We start from the raw sequence: 22707 nt of genomic DNA on the forward strand, positions 1-22707 counted from the left end.
TCCCCAGATCCTCTTCAGATGTCTCTTAGAGAATCGCAGATTCGCGATTTACGCAAAGCCCTCGCAAGCGGGAGAGGGGGCGCACCTCCGCCCCGGATACAATCGATACTAATCCACGTCACTACTTCGACCGCTGCATCGCGGGCTTCTCGCTGCCCTGCCTTGCCGCCGACAGATTATGCGCGGTGTTGACCAGCGCGATATGCGTCAGCGCCTGCGGGAAATTGCCGGTCTGACGCTTGGCGCCTGAATCATATTCCTCGGCCAGCAGCCCGACATCATTCGCGATCCCGACCACGCGATCGAACAAGGCTTGCGCCTTGTCGAGATCGCCCGCCAGCACATGGGCATCGGCCAGCCACAGGCTGCAGGCGAGGAAGGCGCCTTCGAGCGGCGGCTGCCCCGCAGGCACCTCGCGGGGATCGTGCCGCAGCACGAAACCGTCAGGCATCATGTGCTTTTCCATCGCCACTATGGTGCCGCGAATGCGCGGATCCGACGCTTCCAGGAAGCCGACGGCCGGCAGCAGCAGCACGCTGGCGTCGAGCAGCTTCGAGCCGTAGGACTCCACGAAGGCATTCTCCTCCGTGTCGAAGCCCCGGTTGCAGACGTCGCGATGAATGGCGTCGCGCAAGGTGCGCCAGTGCAGCAGCGGCGCCTTGAAGCCGAAGGTCTCGGCGCTCTTGATGCCGCGGTCGAAGGCGACCCAGGTCATCACCTTGGAGAAGACATAGTGCTTCGGCTCTCCGCGCCGCTCCCAGATGCCGTGATCGGGCTGGTCCCAGACTTCGGCGAGATGCTTGAGCACGGCGCATTCCAGCGCCCAGCTCTCGTCGTCGAGCTTGAGCTTGGCCATCCGCGACTGATGGAAGGCGTCGATCAGTTCGCCGTAGACGTCGAGCTGGAGCTGCGCATGCGCGGCATTGCCGACGCGCACCGGCTGGGCGCCCTCGTAGCCGTCGAGCCAACCGGCTTCCCATTCCAGCAGTCGCCGCTGGCCCCAGATGCCGTACATGATCTGCATGTTCGACGGCGAGCCTGCAGCCGCCCGCAACAGCCAATTGTGCCAGGCCGAGGCTTCCTCGGTGTAACCCGAGTTCATCAGCGCCAGCAGCGTGAAGGTGGCATCGCGCAGCCAGCAGAAGCGGTAGTCCCAATTCCTGGCGCCGCCGAGCTTCTCCGGCAAGGAGGTGGTCGGCGCCGCGACGATGCCGCCGGTCGGACCGAAGGTCAGCGCCTTGAGTGTGATCAGCGAGCGCACGATCAGGTCGCGATAGTCGCCATCGCGATTACAGTGGCTGCACCAGTCCTGCCAGAACTTTTCCGTCTCCTGCAGCGCGAGCTCCGGGTCGATCGGTGCGGGTGGCTCGAGATGCGAGGGGCCGTAGGTCAGCACGAACGGCACGGTCTCGCCCGCCTTCACCTCGAAATCGGAGACCGTGGTCAGATCCTCGCCGCGGGTCTTCGCGGGAGTCCGCAGCACCGTCATGTCCTGCCCGGCGACCGCCAGCAGGGAATGGTCGATCCGCCGCACCCACGGGATGTCGACGCCGAAGCCGAAGCGGATGACGAGCTCCATCCGCATCTTCACCGTGCCGCTGACGCCGCGGACCAGCCGCACGATGTCGGAGGCCTTGCCGCGCGGCGGCATGAAGTCGATCAGCGCAACGGTGCCGCTCTTCGTCTCAAAGCGTGTCTCGAGGATGAGGGTGTCGCCGAGATAGCGGCGCGACGTCGCGGTGACGTCCTCGCTCGGCGCGATCAGCCAGCGGCCGTTCTTGTGCGTGCCGAGGAGCGCTGCAAAGCAGGCGTCGGAATCGAAGGCCGGCCAGCACAGCCAATCGATCGAGCCGTTGCGGCCGACCAGCGCCGCGGTCTCGCAGTCGCCGATCAGCGCATAGTCCTCAATCCTCTGAGACAAGGTCGTACGAGCCTCGAAAACGGCACCCTTGGAGCCCCGGCGATCAACGCCCGCCGGGCAACGAGCGTTCCCGTGTCGCGGCCTTCAAAGCCGCGAGATCGACTTTCGAGGCAATCTTGTCGAGCGTCACAGGCAGGCGCTGGCGCCAGTTCGGATGCTCGTCGATCGTACCGGGAATGTTGGGCTGGTCGATCACCCCGAGCAGATCCTCCAGCGACACCGCAAGCAGCCGCGACGGCGTGCGCGACAGGAAGGCGAGCACCGAATAGACATCATTGGCACGGATGCCGTTGGCGCGCAGGATCTCGTCGAGCAGGCCGAGCGCATCCCAGCGGGCCTGATCGTTCTCGCCGGGATCGAGCCCGAGCGAGCGCTTCATCCTGAGATCGCTGAATGAGCGCCAGCCGGCATAGGTCGACAAATCATGCGTGTTCAGCGTCACCAGCGCGTTGGGCCGGTAGTGATCGACGGGCCGGAAATGACCGGCATCGTCGCGCTCGAACATCATGACGAGGTAGGACCAGATGCCGAAATCCTGCATGGTCTCGCGAAAACCTTCCGGCACCGTGCCGAGGTCTTCGCCGATCACGATGCACTTATGGGCCGCGCTCTCGCGCGCCACAGTCGCCAGCAGCGCCTCGAACGGCATTTGCACATAGGCGCCGTTGTCGGGCTTGAAGCCGCGCGGCACCAGATAAAGTCGCTTCAGGCCCAGCACGTGATCGAGACGGATGGCCCCGGAATGGCGCATTGAAGCCGCGAGCATATCGGCGAATGGTACGAAGGATTGCGCCTCCAGGCCGCCGGCATTGAAGCCGGCGAGGCCCCAATCCTGGCCGATGGTATTGAGCACGTCCGGCGGCGCGCCGACGGCGAGATGACGGGAGATCGCCCCCTGCTCGTTCCAGGCATCGAAGCCGTTCGACTGCACGCCGACGGCAACGTCGAGATAGAGCCCAACCCGCATGCCGAGCTGGCCGGCCAGCTCCTTGGCGGCATGCAATTGGCTATCAGCCGTCCATTGCACGAATTCGACGAACTCGACCTCGTGCTTGTCCGGGCCATTGCGCAGCTCGGCGCATTTCGTCTCGTCCGGCTTTTGCCATTCCTCCGGCCATTCCCACCACGGCGCCGCGAAGCGATGACGGAGCACCTCGAAGCAGGCAAAGCGGGACAATAGCGGCGCGCGAGCCGCGCGGAAGGCGTCGAACTGGTTGCGGCGGACGCCGCTCGCGGTTTTGACGAAGCTGTCGAAGGCGGCGCGGAGGCCGAGCCATTTCAAGGCCGCCATGTCGGGATAGGGCACGCGATCGCCGTCACGGAGCCGCGCGGCGGTCGCGGCCGCGTCGGGGACGAGGTCGGGGGAAAATTCCGGGATCGCCTCGACGTCGATATAGAGCGGATTGAGAAACAGCCGGCTGTTCGGCGAATACGGACTGCAATCGGCCGGATGGTCGTCGAACAACACATGCAGGGGATTGAGCCCGACGCCGTCGGCCCCCAACTGCTTGGCGAGCCGGACGAGACCGGCGAGGTCGGTGAAATCGCCGATGCCCCAATTGCGGTCCGAGCGGACGCTGTAGAGCTGCACGGCAAGCAGCCAGCCGCGGTCGAAATCGCCGCCAAAGGCCCGCTCCGGCGCCACGATCATCGGCACCTCTTCGGTCACGCCTTCGGCATCGGTCAGCGTCAGGCGGTGATAGCCGAGCGGCAGGCCGGCGGGCCAGGCAATCACGGGCTCGCGCGTCTCACCTTGCGCGATCAAATTGCCGTTGTCGGTCATCTTCCATTTGAGCGGCGGCGCACCGATCGTCACCAATTCGGTGCGCGGATGTCCCAAGGCGCGTACCACCACGGGCCCGCTGACGAAGCGGTAAACCCGCTTCTCCGGCAGGGCGTCGAGGATGGATTTGAGGGCCACGGGATCGGTGACCCGCAGCTTTCCGAGGGCATCGACGAATTCGGATTGAACGCCCTTGATCCGGGCTTGAGCTAAAAGATCCATTCGGCACGCAGCTTGCAGGCCATTTTTTGGCCGGGGGCATCGATTTTAACGAGGTCGCGGAAGAGGTTAGTCAGGAGTAACTCGCGAGCCGCGCCTGCCGTTCCCCAGGGAACCAATGACACACAAGCGGCTTTCTATAGTGGTATCAAGCGTAGGTTCCCGGCAAGGGAAACGGGCTCCTGCTTTCTTGTCAATGGCATCACCGTGAACAAGACAATTCAAACTGTCGAGAGTGCCGCAGCCGGCAGCACTTTCCTCATCGAGGACGTCTATCCCCTGATCGACGGCGGGCGCTTCCCCGTGAAGCGGATCGCGCGCGAACCGTTCGAGGTCTGGGCCGACATCTACCGGGACGGCGACGCCGTGATCGGCGCAGCGCTGATCTGGCGACAGGAGCAGGACCGCGAATGGCAGAGCGAGCCGATGATCCCTCACGGCAATGACCGCTGGTCCGGCGCGTTCACACCGGTCGAGCCCGGCAAATATGTCTATGCGATCGAAGCCTGGACCGACGAATTCGCCACGTGGTCGCACGCGGTCGCGCGCAAGCAGCGCTCCGGTGCCGATGTCAGTCTCGATGCGATCGAGGGCGCCGGCCTTCTGACCAAGGCGCATGGCGCGCAGCAGGACGCCGCCGCCGTCATCGTCAGGCAATGCGAGGACTATCTTCAGACCGGCGACGTTGCCCCGCTGCTGGCAACCGAGCTCGGCGCAGCCATGGCCGAGAGCCAGTCGCGGCCTGATCTCACGCGCTCGGCGCTATTCCCACTGTTCGTCGACCGCGACAAGGCACGCTTCGGCGCCTGGTATCAGATGATGCCGCGCAGCCAGAGCGTGGTGCCAGGACAGCATGGCACGCTCCGCGACTGCATCGCGCGCGTGCCCGACATCGCCGCGATGGGCTTTGACGTGCTCTACTTCACGCCGATCCATCCCATCGGCCGCACCCGGCGCAAGGGCCGCAACAACACGCCGGTGGCGGCCGAAGGCGATCCCGGCTCGCCTTATGCGATCGGCGCCATCGAGGGCGGGCACGATGCGCTGCACCCCGAACTCGGCACAATCGAGGATTTTCGCGCGCTGGTCGCGACCTGCCTGGAATACGGCCTCGAACTCGCGCTCGACTTCGCCGTGCAATGCTCGCCGGACCACCCGTGGCTGACGCAGCATCCGGAATGGTTCAAATGGCGCCCGGACCGCTCGGTGCGGACGGCTGACGGGCCCTATTCCGATATCGTCATCCCCGATTTCACGTCCGTCGACCGGGCTGGACTGTGGAACGCGTTTCGCGACGCCATGCTGTTCTGGATCGACCACGGCGTCACCATCTTCGCCATCGACAATCATGACACCGCGCCGCTCGCCTTGTGGGAGTGGCTGATCCGTGACATCCGCCGCCGGCATCCCGAGGTGATCCTGTTCTCCAAGACGTTTGCGCGCCCGAAGCTGATGAAGGGGCTTGCCAAGCTCGGCTTTGCACAATCGTTCAGCTATTTTCCCTGGCGCACGGCGAAGTGGGAGCTGGAGCAATATCTCGGCGAGCTGACGCGCTATCCCGAACGTGATTTCTATCGGCCGAACCTGTTCGTGAATACGCCCGATCTCTTGCCCTATCATCTCCAGGGCGGCGAGACCTGGGCGTTCAAATCGCGCCTCGCGCTGGCGGCGACGCTGTCCGGCAATTACGGCGTCTACAGCGGGTTCGAGTTGCTGGAGCATGACGCGATCCCCGGCCGCGAGGAATATCTCGATTCTGAGAAATACCAGGTCAGGCAGCGCGACTGGAACAAGCCCGGCAACATCAAGGCCTACATCACGGAGCTCAATCGCATCCGCAACGAGAATGCTGCGCTTCACCAGACCGCGAACCTGCGCTTCCTCGGCATCGAAGACGGCGAGACGATCGCCTTCGTGAAGGAGGCGACCGGCCCGGCCAACGTCGTCGTCGCCGTGGTTGCACTGTCGCGCCACGTGCGCGAATTCTGGTTGCCGCTCGGGGACGTCACGGTTGACGCCGGCGGGCAGCGACACCATGTGTCGGCACTCGAAAACCTCCTCACCGGCGAACAGGCCCGCATCGAATGGGGCGGGATCAGGTTGCGTATCGATCCCGAGCGCGATCCGGCGCTACTGTTCCGCTGCCTGGCGTAAGGGCGCACGCCATGAACGTATTGTCTTCCGTCGACACCAAGAAAGCCGAGGCTGCCGAGATCGTGGACGAGCTCTGGTACAAGGACGCCATCATCTATCAGCTCCACGTCAAGGCGTTTGCCGACAGCAATCAGGACGGCATCGGCGACTTCGCAGGGCTGACCGAGAAGCTGCCTTATCTCCAGGAGCTCGGCGTCACCGCGCTGTGGCTGCTGCCGTTCTATCCTTCGCCCGGCCGCGACGACGGCTACGACATCGCCGACTACGGCGCGGTCAATCCCGATTTCGGGACGATGAAGGATTTCAAGCGCTTCATCCAGGAAGCGCAGAAGCGCGGGCTGCGCGTCATCACCGAGCTCGTCGTCAACCACACCTCGGACCAGCACAATTGGTTCAAGCGCGCGCGCCGCAGCCCTCCCGGCTCGAGCGCCCGCAACTGGTATGTCTGGAGCGACACCGACCAGAAATACCAGGGCACCCGCATCATCTTCACCGACACCGAGAAGTCGAACTGGACCTGGGATCACGAGGCCGGCGCTTTCTACTGGCACCGCTTCTTCTCGCACCAGCCGGATCTCAATTTCGACAATCCGCGCGTCGTCAGCGCCCTGATCCAGGTAATGAAGCGCTGGCTCGATGCCGGTGTCGACGGCTTCCGTCTGGACGCCATTCCCTATCTCTGCGAGCGCGAAGGCACCTCGAACGAGAACCTTCCCGAGACGCATGCCATCATCAAGCGGCTGCGCCACGAGCTGGATTCCTACTCCAAGGGCAAGCTGCTGCTGGCCGAGGCCAATCAATGGCCGGAGGACGTGCAGGAATATTTCGGCCGCGGCGACGAGTGCCACATGGCCTACCACTTCCCGCTGATGCCGCGCATCTACATGGCGATCGCCCAGGAGGACCGTTTCCCGATCACCGACATCCTGCGCCAGACGCCGGACATTCCCGCGAGCTGCCAATGGGCGCTGTTCCTGCGCAACCATGACGAGCTGACGCTGGAGATGGTGACCGACGTCGAGCGCGACTACCTGTGGACCACCTACGCCAACGATCCACGTGCCCGCATCAATGTCGGCATCCGCCGGCGCCTCGCGCCGCTGATGGACAACGACCGGCGCAAGATCGAGCTGATGAACTCGCTGCTGCTGTCCTTCCCGGGAACGCCGATCATCTATTACGGCGACGAGATCGGGATGGGCGACAACATCTATCTCGGCGACCGCAACGGCGTGCGCACGCCGATGCAGTGGAGCCCGGATCGCAACGGCGGCTTCTCGCGCTGCGACCCGGCCCGCCTCTATGCGCCGCTGATCATGGATCCGGTCTACGGCTACGAATCGGTGAACGTGGAGGCGCAGTCGCGCAGCCTGTCCTCGCTGCTCAGCGCGACCAAGCGCCTGATCTCGGTGCGCAAATCGACGCTCGCCTTCGGCCGCGGCACCATGACCTTCATCCGCCCGGCCAACCGCGCCGTGCTGGCCTATGTCCGGCAGTACCGCGACGAGGTGATCCTCTGCGTCGCTAATTTGTCGCGCGCGGCCCAGGCGACCGAGCTCGATCTGTCGCCCTGGAAGGACCGCATCCCGCAGGAGATGCTTGGCCGCACGCGTTTTCCGGCGATCGGCGAACTGCCCTACATGGTTACGCTGGGGCCCTATGGCTTCTACTGGTTCCAGCTCACCGAGCGCGACAAGTCCGAGCCGGTGACGCCGCGCGCGGTGCCGGAATTCGAGACGCTGGTGGTGCCGGTGAACTCGACCTGGGTGTCGCTGGCGCGCGAGCGGGGCGTGTTCGAGCACGAGGTGCTGCCGGGATTCCTGTCGCGCACGCGCTGGTATCCCGAGCACAATCCCAAGCACATCAAGCCGACGCTGACCTCGGCGGTGCCGTTCTGCGACATCGGCGACAACAGGCCTTGGATCGCGTTTTTCGAGGCGGCGCAGGGCGACGTCACCACGCGCTACGTGCTGCCGATGCAGATCGAATGGGTGCGCTTCGACCGCGAACGCTTCAATCCCAGGGCACTCGCCGCCGTACGTCAGGGTGCCCGCGAAGGGACGCTGCTGGATGTGGCAACCGAGCAGATCTTCATTGGCCTGTTCCTGCGCAATCTGTCGCAGAACCTGGTGGTGGAAGAAAACAATCTGCGGCTGGAGTTCAAGGCGACCAGCCGGTTTGCCGAGTACACCATCAAGGAGCCCGAACGCATCCGCGCGATCGAACAGTCGAACAGCACCGCGCTGGTCGACAATCAATATGTCGCCAAGATCTATCGCCAGCTCGAAGCCGGTATCAATCCCGAGATCGAGATCGGCTCCTACCTCACGGAAATCGCCCGCTTTGCCAATACGCCGGCACTGCTCGGCAGCGTCGAACTGGTCGAAGACGACCGTCGCAGCGCAGTCGGCGTGCTGCACGCCTATGTCGAGAACCAGGGCGACGGCTGGGGCGTCACTGCGGGCTATCTCGACCGCTATATCGACGAGCAGCGGGTGCTGCCACCGGGCGAGATGCCCCGCGAGACCCAGGAGCAAGCGCCCTATCTGCACTTCATTACACAGATCGGTCGACGGCTCGCCGAGCTGCATGTGGCTTTGGCCGCCGCAAAGCCCGGCGATCTCGCGCCGGAGCCGATTGGCTCCGCACACATCAAGCGCTGGTCATCCGAGCTCAAGGCACGGGCCGAGCGGATTTTCGAGCGGCTGGCCGCCAGCACCGACGGCCTGCGGGAGGCAGATCGGCCGCTGATCAATCAGCTCGCCGCGGAGCGCGCCTCCCTGTCCGGCCGGCTCAGCGCGCTACTACCTGCCGAGATCGGCGGGTTGAACATCCGTCATCATGGCGACTTCCGCCTCGGGCAAACTCTGATCGTGAAGGACGATATCTTCATCATCGACTTCGACGGAGATCCGCGTTTGCCGCTGGCGGAGAAGCGGCGCAAGCTGCCTGCGGCGCGCGACGTTGCCGGCCTGATCCGCTCGATTGATCTTTCGGTTAACGCGGCGCTCCACCGCGCGCTCACGGGTGCTTCCGACGAACAGGGCCGGCTTACGGCTGCGCTCGACGAATGGCGCGAGCGCACCACCGCGACGTTCCTCACCGCCTACCGCGAAGCCATGACCGATCGGCGGCTGTGGCCGGAAGATCCGCAATCCGCGGCAGGCCTGTTAAGGTTTTTCCTGCTTGATCAAGCGTTCGAGGAAGTAGAGTACGAGCTGTCCCACCGGCCTGAGGGGCTCCATGCGCCGCTGTCCGGACTGCTTCGCATTCTGTCCAGTATCGAGAGCGAAGCCCATGCCTAAACTCCCTGCCGAGGCCTATGCGATCATCGAGGGTCGCCACTCCGATCCCTTCCACTATCTCGGGCTGCATCCCGAGGGCGACAAGAGCGTGGTGCGCGCGTTTCTTCCCGATGCTTCCAATGTCGAGGCGGTGGGCGAGCACGGCGAGGTGGCGAAGCTCGATCGCGTCCATGATGCCGGCCTGTTCATCGGCGCTCTGCCGAACGGCGCGAAGCACTACCAGCTCCGCGCGAAGTTCGGCGATAACGTCATCGAATTCGAGGACACCTATCGCTTTCCGCCGATCCTGACCGATTTCGACCTCTATCTGCTCGGCGAAGGCACGCACCAGCGCCTTTACGACAAGCTCGGCGCGCATCCGATGCGGCTCGACGGCATCGATGGCATCGGCTTCGTGGTGCTGGCGCCCAACGCCCGCCGTGTCTCCGTGGTCGGCGACTTCAATTTCTGGGACGGACGGCGCCATCCGATGCGGGTGCGCGGCGCGGGTTATTGGGAATTGTTCATCCCGCACGCCAAGGCGGGCGACCACTACAAGTTCGAAATTATCGGACCGCATGGCCATCTGCTTCCGCTGAAGTCCGATCCGATGGCCTTTGCAAGCGAGGTGCGGCCGAAGACCGCTTCCATCGTGTTCGACGAAGCACATCTGCCCCGGCCGCGACCGGCACCCGACGGCATCAACGCGTTGTCCGCGCCGATGTCGATCTACGAGGTCCATCTCGGCTCGTGGCGGCGCAAGAACGGCAATGAATGGCTGACCTATCGCGAACTGGCCGAGCAGCTGCCGGCCTACGCCCGCGACATGGGCTTCACCCATCTCGAATTCCTCCCCGTGAGCGAGCATCCTTTCGACGGCTCATGGGGCTATCAGCCGACTGGCCTGTATGCGCCGACCAGCCGCTTCGGCACGCCGGAGGATTTTGCCGCACTGGTCGATGCCTGCCACCGCGAGGGCGTCGGCGTGCTGCTCGACTGGGTGCCCGGCCACTTCCCGGACGATCCGCACGGGCTCGGCAGCTTTGACGGCACAGCGCTATACGAGCACGCCAATCCGCTCCAGGGCCGGCATCTCGATTGGGGTACGCTGATCTACAATTACGGCCGCACCGAAGTCACGAACTTCCTGGTGTCCAACGCGCTGTTCTGGCTCGAGCGCTACGCGATCGACGGACTGCGCGTCGATGCCGTCGCGTCCATGCTCTACCTCGACTACAGCCGTCCGCCCGGCGCGTGGATTCCGAACCAGCATGGCGGCCGGGAGAACATCGAGGCGATCGCGTTCCTGCGCCGCTTCAACACCGAGCTGTTCGCACGTTTCCCGCAGGCGACCACGGCCGCCGAAGAGTCCACCGCCTGGCCGCAGGTCTCGCGCCCGGTCGAATTCGGCGGGCTCGGCTTCGGCTACAAGTGGAACATGGGCTGGATGCACGACACGCTGAACTACATCAGCAAGGATCCGATCCACCGCAAGCATCATCACGGCGACATCCTGTTCGGCCTGCACTACGCCTTCTCGGAGAACTTCGTCCTGCCGCTGTCGCATGACGAGGTCGTGCACGGTAAGCGCTCGATCCTGGGGCGCATGCCCGGCGACGAATGGCAGCGCTTCGCGAATTTGCGCGCCTATTACAGCTTCATGTTCGGCCATCCCGGCAAGAAGCTGCTGTTCATGGGCGCCGAGATCGCACAAAGCCGCGAATGGAATCACGACCAGTCGCTCGACTGGCACTTGCTCGAGTACAAGCTCCATTCAGGCATCCAGGCGCTGATCCGCGATCTCAACCGGCTCTATCGCGCGGTGCCCGCGCTGCACCAGATGGACTGCGAGCAGGCCGGTTTCGAATGGTTGATCACGGACGACGCCAACCGCAACGTGTTCGCATGGTTGCGCAAGGGATTTGACGAGCACGCCCGGTGCATGGTGATCGTCAACTTCTCACCCAACGTCTATCGCAACTACCGCGTTCGCGCGCCCCTCAGTGGCAAGTGGAAGGAAGTGTTCAACTCCGACTCCGCCCATTACGGCGGCAGCAATGTCGGCAATATCGGCGAAGTCCACGCCGTCAATGGCGAGCTCCGCCTCACCATTCCGCCGCTCGCCGCGATCTTCCTCGTTCCGGAAAGCTGAACGATGCGCCTGACTGCTGGATCGCCCGCACGCCTCGGCGCAAGCTGGGACGGACGCGGCACCAATTTCGCGCTGTTCTCCGCCAACGCGCAGAAGGTCGAGCTGTGCCTGTTTGACATGCAGGGCCGCCGCGAACTCGAGCGCGTCGAGCTGCCGGAGCGCACCGAGGATGTCTGGCACGGCTATCTCAACGACGTCTCGCCCGGCCAGCTCTACGGCTACCGCGTGCATGGCCCCTACGAGCCCGAACAAGGCCACCGCTTCAACGCCAACAAGCTCCTGCTAGACCCCTATGCCAAGCGGCTTTCCGGGCGGCTGGTCTGGAGTGACGCGCATTTCGCCTATCGCACCGGAAGCCCGCGCGAGGATCTGTCGTTCGACCGGCGCGACAACGCGCGCGGCATGCCCAAGGCTGTCGTCGTCGACGAGACCTTCAACTGGGGCCGCCGCGAGATCCGGCCCAACATTCCCTGGGAAGACACCATCATCTACGAGGCCCACGTCAAGGGACTGACACAGAAGCGCGATGACGTGCCGCCGAATTTGCGCGGCACCTATGGCGGCCTGTCCTCGCCGGCGATGATCGAGCACCTGAAAAAGCTCGGCGTCACGACGGTGGAGCTTCTGCCGGTGCACAGTTTCGTCGATGACCGCATCCTGGTGGAGAAGAAGCTCGCCAATTACTGGGGCTACAACACCTTGTCCTTCTTCGCGCCCGAGCAGCGCTACGCCCAGGACAACGCCCTCGATTCTTTCCGCACCACCGTCGCACGCCTGCACGATGCCGGCATCGAGGTGATGCTCGACGTCGTCTACAACCACACCGCCGAGGGCAATCACCTCGGCCCGACGCTGTGCTACCGCGGCATCGACAACGCCTCCTATTACTGGCTGAACCGCGAGAACCCGCGCTACTACGACGATTTTACCGGCTGCGGCTCGTCGGTGAACCTCACCCATCCGCGCGTGCTGCAGATGGTGATGGATTCCCTGCGCTACTGGGTCGAGGTCTGCCACGTCGACGGCTTCCGTTTCGACCTCGCCACCACGCTGGCGCGCGGGCCGAACGGTTATGATCGCGGCAGCTCGTTCCTGACCGCGATACGCCAGGACCCGGTGCTGGCGAGCGTCAAGCTCGTCGCCGAACCCTGGGACCTCGGCCTTGGCGGCTATCAGGTCGGCGCATTTCCTTCACAATGGTCGGAGTGGAACGACCGTTATCGCAGCGCTATGCGCCGCTACTGGAGCGGCGAAGGCAGCCTGATCGGCGACATCTCCAGCCGCATGACGGCGTCCTCCGACCTGTTCAACCACGACGGACGGCGGCCGCGCGCCAGCGTCAACCACATCACCGTGCATGACGGTTTCACCCTCGCCGATCTCTTCAGCTACAACGAGAAGCACAACGAGGCCAATGGCGAGGACAATCGCGACGGCTCCAACGACAACCACAGCAACAATTGCGGTGTCGAGGGCCCGACCGACGATCCCCAAATCGTCAGCTTGCGCCGGCAGCTTCGCAAGAACGTACTGGCTTGCCTCATGTTGGCGCAGGGCATTCCGCTGATCCTCGCCGGCGACGAAGTCGGGAATTCGCAATCAGGCAACAACAACGCCTATTGCCAGGACAACGAGGTTGGCTGGGTCGGCTGGGACAATCTCGGCAAGGACGGCGACGACATGGTCGATTTCGTCGCCGAGCTCGCCGATATCCGCCGCCGGTTCTCGCAGCTTCGCAGCCATCGCTGGCTCGACGGCCGCCCCAAGGACGGCATCTCCTACGGCGCGCTGTGGCTGACGCCGGCCGGCGACGAAATGACGGAAAGCGACTGGAAATTCCCGGAAGGGCGGTTCCTCTCCTATGTGATGGGGCCGATGGAACCGGGCAGCGCCGCGATCTTTATCGTACTCAACGCAGCCCCCGAAGAGATCGCATTCAAATTGCCAAAATTGACCGAATACAAGAGCTGGCAGCAAATCCTGAACACGACCGACGCCAAGCTGAACACGGTCGACTTCCTGCCCGGAAGCGACAGCAAGGCGCCGCCGCGCTCCGTGCTCGCTTTCGCGGGGGCGCTATGAGGCCATCCTTCGGGGCGAGGCCGACGAAGGACGGCGTGTCGTTCCGGCTATGGGCACCTGCCGCGCGCCGTGTCGATCTCCTGCTCGACAGACGACACGCGATGCAGCGCCGGCAGGATGGCTGGTATGTCGCCGAGATTGCCAATCTGCCCGTCGGCAGCAACTACAAATTCAGGATCGACGACGCGATCGACGTGCCCGATCCGGCGTCTGCATTCCAGCCCGACGACGTGTTCGGCCCGAGCGAGGTGATCGATCATGACGCCTTCGCCTGGCGCACGCCCGATTGGCGCGGGCGTCCCTGGGAAGAGACGGTACTGATCGAGACGCATGTCGGCACCTTCACTGCGGAAGGTACCTATCGTGCCATGATCGACAAGCTCGATCATCTCGTCGCGACTGGCATCACCGCGGTCGAGCTGATGCCGCTGGCCGACTTCGCCGGTCGTCGCGGCTGGGGTTATGATGGCGTGCTGTGGTACGCGCCCGACAGCGCCTATGGTCATCCCGATGATTTGAAGACGCTGATCGACGAAGCCCATCTGCGCGGGCTGATGATGTTCCTCGACGTCGTCTACAATCATTTCGGCCCCGAGGGAAATTACCTCGGCCGCTACGCGCCGGCCTTCTTCACCGACGCGCACACGCCATGGGGCAGCGCGATCGATTATCGCGTGCCGCAGGTTCGCGCTTTTGCCGTCGAGAACGCGCTGTCGTGGCTCAGCGATTATCGCTTCGACGGCCTGAGGCTGGATGCCGCCAATCACATCATGGCGATCCCCGGCGAGCAATCGATGCTGCAGGACCTCAGCGTCGCCGCGGGCGAGCTTGCCAAGGCGACGGGACGGCATATCCATCTCGTGCTGGAGAACGGCGACAATCGCGCGAGCCTGCTCGACGCCGCGCAGGAGCCTCCGAACGGCAAATATCGCGCCCAGTGGAACGACGACTACCACCACGTCTGGCACGTGATGCTGACGGGCGAGCTCGCTGGTTATTACGCGGACTATCAAACACCGCGCCTCGATCTCGCACGCGCGCTCGCCTCCGGCTTCGTCTATCAGGGCGAAATCTCTGAATTCTGGGGCAAGAAGCCGCGCGGCGAGAACAGCGGCGAGCTGCCGCCGGCAACCTTCGTCAATTTCCTGCAAAACCACGACCAGATCGGCAACCGGCCGCTCGGCGACCGGCTCGAAAGCCTGGCATCGCCCAAGCAGATCGAAGCAGCACTCGCGGTGACCCTGCTCGCGCCGATGGTGCCCATGCTGTTCCAGGGCGAGGAGTGGGGCTCCACCGTGCCCTTCCCGTTCTTCTGTGACTTCCAGGGCGGACTGGCTGATGCCGTCCGCAAGGGGCGCAGGCAGGAATACGCCTGGGCCTATGAAAAGTACGGCGACGACGTGCCCGACCCGCTCGATCCGGCAACGCTGCAATCGGCCGTGCTCGACTGGAGCGGCCACACGCCGGAGCAGGATGCACGCCTCGCGCTGGTGCGGGAGCTGCTCGCACTCCGCCACAAGGAGGTCGCGCCACGACTGAAAGGTGCGCGCTTCGGTGATGCCGCCGTGGCCGATAGCGGGCTGCTCACCGCACATTGGCACATGGGGGATGGCGCGACGTTGCGCCTCGTGGCCAATCTCTCCGACAAGGACGCCGCATATTCCGACGACGGTGTGGGGACCCTGATCTGGGGCGGCGCGACCGGCGACCGGCTTGCGCCCTGGTCGGTGGTCTGGCGCCTCGGAGGTTGACATGCCTCCAGCCATTCCTCTCGCAACCTACCGGCTTCAGCTCACCGCGGATTTCGATTTCGACAGGGCCGCCGCGGTGGTGCCCTATCTGAAGGCGCTGGGGATCACGCATCTCTACACCTCGCCGGTGATGAAGGCCCGCAAGGGCTCGACCCACGGCTATGACACCGTCGATCACAGCCAGTTCAATCCGGAGCTCGGCGGCGAGGCCGGCTTCGCGCGGCTGAGCGAGGCGCTGACGCGACACGACCTCGGCCTCATCATCGATTTCGTACCGAACCACGTCGGCGTTCACTTTGCCGACAATCCCTGGTGGCTGGACGTGCTGGAATGGGGCCAGGCCTCGCCGCATGCCGTCTCCTTCGATATCGACTGGGATCAACTGGCTTTCCGCGCCCGTGGCGGCGTGCTGCTGCCGATCCTCGGAGCGTCCTATGGCGAAGCGCTCGAGAGCGGCGATATCGAGCTGCGCTACGATCCCAACGAAGGTAGTTTTTCCGCTTGGTATTTCGAGCATCGATTGCCGATCGCGCCGGAGCGCTATGGCGAGATGCTGCGGATGATCGTGAAGGAAGCCGACGCCGCCGAAACCGAGGCCGGCAAGCGCCTGCTGTCGCTGGCGGCCCGCTACACGGGACTGCGCCGCCCCAACCGCAAGGAAGCGCCCGGCTTCAAGGCGGAGCTCAAAGAGATCGCAGGCAGCGCCGATATCATCGCGCGCGGCCTCGGCGCCTATCGCGCCGCCAAGGACCGCCCCGCGCAGACGCTGGCGCTGCATCATTTGCTGGAGCGCCAGCACTACAAGCTCGGGCACTGGCGGCTTGCCTCCAGCGACATCAATTATCGCCGCTTCTTCGACGTCAACGGGCTCGCCGGCATGCGCGTCGAGGATCCCGGCACGTTCGCCGCCACGCACCGGCTGGTGAAGCAACTCATTGCCGACGGCAAACTGCAGGGCATCCGGCTCGATCATATCGACGGCCTGCGCGATCCCGCGCAATATTGCCAGCGGCTGCGCCGGCTGGTGCGCGACGCTCAGGGCACCACAAAGCCGTTCTATACGGTGATCGAGAAAATCCTGTGCGAGCACGAGCGCCTGCCGCATTTCGCCGGCGTCCAGGGCACCACCGGCTATGAGTGGATGAATGCCATCACCCACGTTCTGGTCGACCCCAAGGGGCTGGAGGCGCTGGACGAGACCTGGCGGCAGATCAGCAACCGGCCGCCGCGGCTCGCGCCTTATGTCAAGGACGCCAAACGGCGCGTGCTGGAGACGCTGCTGACCAGCGAATTCACGGTTCTGACGCGCCTGCTTGCACGCATCGCCAACGGGCACTACTCCACCCGCGACTTTTCCGCCGACAGCCTGCGGCAGGCGCTCGAGCTCTACGTGCTGCATTTCCCGGTGTACCGCACCTATTTGACGACAAGCGCGCCGACCGCGAACGATCGCAAGCTGATCGACGACACCATCGAGGCCGCTCGCCAGGAATGGTTCGCCGCAGACGAAGGCATTTTCGACTTCCTGCGCGACGCCCTCACCATGGACCTGCTCAAGCCCGGCCGTCCCCCGCACAGCGCCCCGCGCGTGCGCCGCTTTGCGCTGAAGGTGCAGCAATTCACCGGGCCGATGATGGCGAAGTCGCTGGAGGACACTGCCTTCTATCAATTCCACCGGCTGCTCGCCCTGAACGAAGTCGGCGGCGATCCCGCGAGCAAGGGCCTCACCATTCCCGCTTTCCACGAGACCATGCAGGCCCGCGCCAGGGAATGGCCGCAAGGGATGACGGCGACTGCCACGCACGACACCAAACGTGGCGAGGACGCCCGCGCGCGGATCGCTGCCTTAAGTGAAATTCCCGGCGAATGGACCAGCGCCGTGGCACGCTGGAAAGTCCTGAACGCGCCGCACCTCGCGCTCGACGGCAATCTACGCGCTCCGTCGGCAACGTTCGAATACATGCTCTATCAGACGCTGCTCGGCGCCTGGCCGCTTGTAGAGACGGCCGATGCCGGTTTCGTCGCGCGTATCCAGGCCTATGCGCTCAAGGCCGCGCGCGAGGGCAAGGAGGAGACCAGCTGGCTCAACCCGCACGAGGCCTATGAGAACGGCGTCAAGAGCTTCATCGCGAAGATCCTCGATCCCGCGCAATCAGGCGAGTTCCTGGAGGCGCTGCAAACCCTGGCTCGCCGCGTCGCGCTGCTCGGCGCGCTGAACGCGCTGAGCCAGCTCACGCTCAAGGCGACTCTGCCGGGCGTGCCCGATTTCTATCAGGGGACCGAATTCTGGGACCTGTCGCTGGTCGATCCCGACAACCGCCGCCCGGTGGATTTTTCCGCGCGACACGCGGCGCTGGGCACGCTGGACAATCCGGATTGGAATCACCTGATCAAGAGCTGGCCGGACGGCCAGCTCAAGCTGGCCTGGGCGCGGCACCTGCTCAAGCTGCGCAACGAGTTGTCCGACGTCTTCGCGCGAGGCGACTACCAGCCGCTTCAGGTGCGGGGCGCACATGCCGACCATGTCGTGGCCTTTGCCCGCCGCCACGGCCGCACTGCTGCGATCGTCATTGTCGGGCGCCACTTCGCACCTTTCACGCAAGCAGGACGCGAATGGCCGGCGCTCGATGGGGCCGACGCCGCCATCGACGTCACGGGCTACAGCATGCCGGGTTTCGCCGGCAACGATCTGCCGCTCGCGCAGGCGCTTCGCGGTTTTCCCGCTTCGGTCATCCCGGCGCGCCCCGTGGACGCGGCGAAACCGGTGCGACAGCGCACCCGCGCTTGAACGCTAGCTCTTCCCGTCTTTGCCCAACAGCAGCTGGCCGCGTTTGCGGATCGTGGCCTGTGCCATCTCGGCAAAGCGCTGCAACAGCCAAGGCAGCACCACCTGCACCTTGACATGATCGTCGGCGACATCGACCTGGCCGCTCGCAATCTGCCCCAGCGCGCGGATGCGGAAATTCATGCTGTCGCCGTTCCAGCGCTCCTCCTCGACCTGCATCACCGGAATGCTGGCGGCAGCACGGCCGAGCCCGGTCTTGAGCCGGCGTACCGCCTCCTCGCGGCCGAGGCGGTGGGGAATAGAGACGACAAGCGGTGCTGACATGGCTCTGCCCCGTTAGTGATTGAACCTCACATAATCATGCCCACCGGTACCACAAAGGTTCCATGCAAGTTGCGCGTGCACCCCGTGTTTCATAGGCGGAACTATAAAACCTGCGGCAAGTTGCCCTCGCACAACGGGACAGGTTGCAAGAGACCCTTCAACGAAGGGCTGGAGGAGATTTGGCATGTCTATCGGTACGATCATTCTGATCATTTTGGTCATCGCGCTGCTCGGCGGCTTCAGCGGCATCGGCGGCGGCCCGTTCTACGGCACCGGCTATTACGGCGGCGGCGGTCTCGGGCTCGTCATCGTGATCCTGCTGATCCTGCTCCTGCTGGGACGGATCTAGCCGGGTTCGGTAGGGTGGGTTAGCCGCAAGGCGTAACCCACCTTTTTTCTCTCCGTGTCAACAGAAGTGGTGGGTTACGCTTCGCTAACCCACCCTACTTCGTTTTCCCCGCGAGCTTCTTGATCGCTGCCTTGATCGACACGGCCGCATCGTCATAACCATCCCACGCCTTCGACCGCGGCAGCAGCCCAGGCACCGTCCGCAACGTATAGCGCTTCGGATCGAGATCGGTCTTCACCTGCGCCCAGGTGAGCGGCATCGACACGGTGGCGCCGGCGCGCGCACGCGGCGACAGCGGGGCCACCGCCGTCGACATGCGATCGTTGCGCAGATAATCCAGGAAGATCTTTCCGTTGCGCAGCTTCTTCGACATGTTGAGCAGATAGCGCTCGGGAGCGTCGTCCGCCATCCACTGGCAAACGCCTTGCGCGAAGGCCTTGGCCTCTTTCCAGCTCACCTGGTCGCGCGCGCCATGACGCAGCGGTACCACGACGTGCAGGCCCTTGCCGCCGGTGGTCTTGCAGAAGCTTTCCATGCCGATGTCGGTCAGCCGCTGCCGCATCTCCTTGGCGGCCTCGACGACCTCGGCGAAGACCACGTCGGGCGCGGGATCGAGGTCGAACACCAGCCGGCCCGGGGTATCGTAGGCGTAGGGCGCGCAATTCCAGGGATGCAGCTCGACACCGCCGATCTGCGCTACGGCGGCGAGCCCCTCGATTCGATCAATCTGCAAATAGGGTTTGCGATCGCCGGAGACCCTTGCGAGCTCCAGAAGATTCGATGTCCCCTGCATGGCGTGACGCTGGAAAAAGCATTCGCCCTTGATGCCATCGGGGGCGCGGATCAGCGAGCACGGCCGACCCTTGAGATGCGCGATCATCCATTCGCCGACGGCTTCGAGATAGCGCGCGAGGTCCAGCTTGGTGACGGGATCGCCATTGCCATCGTCCGGCCAGAGCTCCTTGTCCGGCTTGGAGATGACGACTCCCATCACTTCGGCACTGCCGCCGGCCTGGGCCGTTCGTGCGCCGGTCTTCGCTTTCGCGCGCGGCTTCGTCGAGGGTTCGGCAAGCTCGGTATCGACCGGTGTCTCAGCCTCCACCTCCTCCGCCGGCTTGTCCTGCCGCAGACCCTTGAAGGCGGCCTGGCGGATATTCCCGTCGGCGGTGAAGCCGGCGAACTCGATCTCGGCCACGAGCTCCGGCTTCAGCCAGTGCACCTCGCGCGCTTTTTTCGGTGCGTTCTTGCCGCCAAAGGGGCTTTGCTTCGCCTCCATGGCCTTCAAGGACGGCATGATGCGCTTGACCTTGTCGGCGCCGAAACCGGTGCCGACCATGCCGACGAACGCGAGATGATCACCGCGGTGCACGCCGGCCATCAGCGAGCGGAATTTGCCATTGGTGGTCTTGTAGCCGCCGATCACGACCTCATGGCCGGCACGGCATTTGGCCTTGGTCCAGCTTTCCGTCCGCCCCGAGCGATAGGGCGCGTCGAGCTTCTTCGACACCACGCCCTCAAGCTCAAGCTTGCAGGCCGATTGCAGCACGGCGTCGCCACCGCTCTCGAAATGCTCGACATAGCGGATCTGGCTCGATTTGCGCTTGCGCGCCTCCAGCAGCTCCTTCAACCGCGCCTTGCGCTCGCCGAGCGGTAGCCGGCGGTAATCGAGACCTTCCGTAAACAACAGGTCGAAGGCGAAAAAGATGAGCTCCTCGGTCTTGCCGTCCGACAGCGCCGCCTGGAGCGACGAAAAGTTCGGTGCCCCATTGTGGTCGAGCGCGACGATCTCGCCGTCGATCATCATGTCCGGTAACGCGCCCGCTTCTTTCGCGATGCTCGCGAATTTTTCGGTCCAGTCAAGGCCTTTGCGCGTCTTCAACGTCGCCTTGCCGCCCTCGACCCGCAGCTGCACGCGGTAGCCGTCGAACTTGATCTCGTGGCACCAGCCATCGCCGCCCGGCGGGCGCTCGACCGACGTGCAGAGCTGCGGCGCGACGAAGTCCGGCATCTCCGCCGCGTTCTTCGCGGTCGTTGCGGTCGTGGCTTTCTTCTTTGCCGTCCTGCCGGCCTTCAACGCCGCGCGCGGCGCCGGCTTGACCGTGCGCCCTTTCGCCTCGTCCGCCCGATCGGACTGCCAGACCGCGTCGGCCTTGGCCTTGGTGCCCTTCGCCAGCATGAACGGTTTTGGCGCGCGCCCCTTGCCTCCGGCGATCTGCTCCATCGCGCGCCCTGAGGCGACCGACTTGTCCTCCTCGAGAATGTCGTTGTCTGCGCCCTCGCGAACATATTCGTCGCGATGCTTGATCAAGAGCCAATTGGTCCGTTTGCCGCCGGTGCGATCGTTGCGCATGCGCACCAGGACCCAGCTGCCGTGCAGCTTCTCGCCATGCAGTGTGAATTTCAGATCGCCCTTCTTGAAACCGCGTTCGGGATCTTCGGATTCCCAGGTGCCGCGGTCCCACAGCATGACCGTGCCGCCGCCGTACTGGCCTTCCGGAATCGTGCCCTCGAAGTCGCCATAGTCGAGCGGATGGTCCTCGACCTCGACGGCCAGCCGCTTGTCGTGCGGATCGAGCGAGGGCCCTTTCGTCACCGCCCAGGACTTGAAGACGCCATCGAACTCGAGCCGCAGATCGTAGTGCAGCCGCGAAGCGTCATGCTTCTGGATCACGAAGCGCCGTTGCTTCGATGGCGCCACCGCGGCCTTGCCCGACGGCTCCGGCGTCTTCTCGAAATCACGTTTCTGTCGATACTTCGATAGCTTTTGCAGCACGGCTGGTCCCGGATTCTCTTTCGGCGTGGAAGCCTATCACGGCCCGCATCCCACCCGGAACCAAAACCCCGCGGGACGGTTGGGGTTCCAAAATGACTCGCAGACGCTGGAGAACGGAATGGCACCGCGCGCCTATTGGAAGGGAACGTTGAAGCTCTCGCTGGTCAGTTGTCCCGTTGTGCTTTATCCGGCGACCACCGCGGCCGAGAAGACGCGGTTTCACATGATCAACCGCGAGACCGGAAACCGATTGAAGCAGCAGATGATCGACGCCGAGACCGGCGACGTCGTCGAGAGCGACCAGAAGGGCCGCGGCTACGAGCTGCGCAAGGGCAAATATGTCGAGATCGAGCCGGAGGAGCTCGAAGCGGTCCAGATCGAGAGCAACCACACCATCGACATCGAGAGCTTTGTGCCGAGCGACGAGATCGACCAGCGCTACCTCAACCATCCCTACTACATCGCGCCCGACGGCAAAGCCGCGGTCGATGCCTTTGCCGTGATCCGCGACGCCATGAAGGACCAGGATCGCGTCGCGCTCGCCAAAATCGTGCTCACCAATCGCGAGCACATCATCGCGATCGAGCCGCTCGGCAAGGGACTGCTCGGCACCACGCTGCGTTTCCCCTACGAACTGCGCGACGAGGACCAGTTCTTCGACGACATCAAGAGCCCGAAGATCACCAAGGACATGGTTGAGCTCGCCGGCCATATCCTCCAGACCAAGGCCTCCCATTTCGATCCGAGCAAATTCAAGGACGACTACGAGAACGCGCTGAAGGCCCTGGTGAAGCGCAAGGCCAGCGGCAAGACAATCGAACTGCCGGAGCCTGAGGAGAAGCCGAGCAATGTCGTCAGCCTGATGGATGCGCTGAAGCAGAGCTTGAAGGGACGCGGTGGGAAGAAGACGGCGGCGAAGTCCCATGCGCGCCGAGCATCGGGGCGAACCAGGGCCCCAAAGAAGACGCACCGATCGACGGCGCGGCAGAGGAAGGCGGGTTGATTTAATCCGTCATTGCGAGCGCAGCGAAGCAATCCAGTATCTTTCCGCGGAGGCAGTCTGGATTGCTTCGTCGCGAGGGGCCATGCGCTGGTGGTGGCCGGGTTGGCCCCCCCGGGGCCGGGGGGCG

At 64.3% G+C, this 22707-nt stretch carries 12 protein-coding genes; 8 read left to right on the plus strand and 4 right to left on the minus strand.

The window, feature by feature from the left end; genetic code table 11:
• Window positions 1-121 precede the first annotated feature (121 nt).
• Window positions 122-1921 carry a glycoside hydrolase family 15 protein gene (locus AC0L3K_RS24825; protein WP_219681169.1) on the minus strand — a complete coding sequence of 600 codons (1800 nt, stop codon included), beginning with the start codon at window positions 1919-1921 and terminating at the stop codon, window positions 122-124.
• A gap of 43 nt (window positions 1922-1964) precedes the next feature.
• Window positions 1965-3926: a 4-alpha-glucanotransferase gene (gene malQ, locus AC0L3K_RS24830; RefSeq protein ID WP_354127275.1), complete on the minus strand. Its 1962-nt coding sequence runs from the start codon at window positions 3924-3926 to the stop codon at window positions 1965-1967.
• Window positions 3927-4130: 204 nt separating this feature from the next.
• On the opposite strand from malQ, the gene AC0L3K_RS24835 reads away from it, so the two are divergent.
• Genes AC0L3K_RS24835 through treY form a run of 6 tightly spaced genes read left to right on the plus strand, consistent with a single transcriptional unit; the run spans window position 4131 to window position 18134 of the window.
• On the plus strand, window positions 4131-6077 hold the full coding sequence (locus tag AC0L3K_RS24835; RefSeq protein ID WP_473367059.1) for a maltotransferase domain-containing protein: 1947 nt from the start codon (window positions 4131-4133) through the stop codon (window positions 6075-6077).
• 11 nt (window positions 6078-6088) lie between these two features.
• Complete coding sequence (gene treS / locus AC0L3K_RS24840; protein ID WP_219681174.1) at window positions 6089-9382, plus strand: maltose alpha-D-glucosyltransferase; 3294 nt, start codon at window positions 6089-6091, stop codon at window positions 9380-9382.
• Entirely contained in the window at window positions 9375-11513 is a 2139-nt protein-coding gene (gene glgB / locus AC0L3K_RS24845; RefSeq protein WP_007595727.1) for a 1,4-alpha-glucan branching protein GlgB, read from the plus strand. Before treS ends, glgB begins: the two co-directional genes overlap by 8 nt.
• 3 nt (window positions 11514-11516) lie before the next feature.
• Window positions 11517-13595, plus strand: a complete 2079-nt coding sequence (gene glgX, locus AC0L3K_RS24850; protein WP_007595729.1) for a glycogen debranching protein GlgX — start codon at window positions 11517-11519, stop codon at window positions 13593-13595.
• Window positions 13592-15346, plus strand: a complete 1755-nt coding sequence (gene treZ / locus AC0L3K_RS24855) for a malto-oligosyltrehalose trehalohydrolase (protein ID WP_473367060.1) — start codon at window positions 13592-13594, stop codon at window positions 15344-15346. The genes glgX and treZ overlap by 4 nt, the downstream gene beginning before the upstream one ends.
• A gap of 1 nt (window position 15347) precedes the next feature.
• Window positions 15348-18134 carry a malto-oligosyltrehalose synthase gene (treY, locus tag AC0L3K_RS24860; protein ID WP_473367061.1) on the plus strand — a complete coding sequence of 929 codons (2787 nt, stop codon included), beginning with the start codon at window positions 15348-15350 and terminating at the stop codon, window positions 18132-18134.
• Window positions 18135-18137: 3 nt separating this feature from the next.
• On the opposite strand, the gene AC0L3K_RS24865 is transcribed toward treY, so the two are convergent.
• Entirely contained in the window at window positions 18138-18455 is a 318-nt protein-coding gene (locus AC0L3K_RS24865) for a polyhydroxyalkanoic acid system family protein (RefSeq protein WP_007613819.1), read from the minus strand.
• Between the two features lie 184 nt (window positions 18456-18639).
• Between AC0L3K_RS24865 and AC0L3K_RS24870 the strand changes: the two genes are divergently transcribed.
• Entirely contained in the window at window positions 18640-18804 is a 165-nt protein-coding gene (locus AC0L3K_RS24870; RefSeq protein WP_007595743.1) for a DUF3309 family protein, read from the plus strand.
• 94 nt (window positions 18805-18898) lie between these two features.
• On the opposite strand, the gene ligD is transcribed toward AC0L3K_RS24870, so the two are convergent.
• Window positions 18899-21577 (minus strand): DNA ligase D, encoded by a 2679-nt coding sequence (gene ligD, locus AC0L3K_RS24875; protein ID WP_473367062.1) that lies wholly within the window; start codon window positions 21575-21577, stop codon window positions 18899-18901.
• Window positions 21578-21695: 118 nt separating this feature from the next.
• Here ligD and ku point away from each other — a divergent pair, with 118 nt between their 5' ends.
• On the plus strand, window positions 21696-22580 hold the full coding sequence (gene ku, locus AC0L3K_RS24880) for a non-homologous end joining protein Ku (protein ID WP_007595745.1): 885 nt from the start codon (window positions 21696-21698) through the stop codon (window positions 22578-22580).
• Window positions 22581-22707 lie beyond the last annotated feature (127 nt).

The organism is Bradyrhizobium sp. MI1.10 (assembly GCF_055811035.1).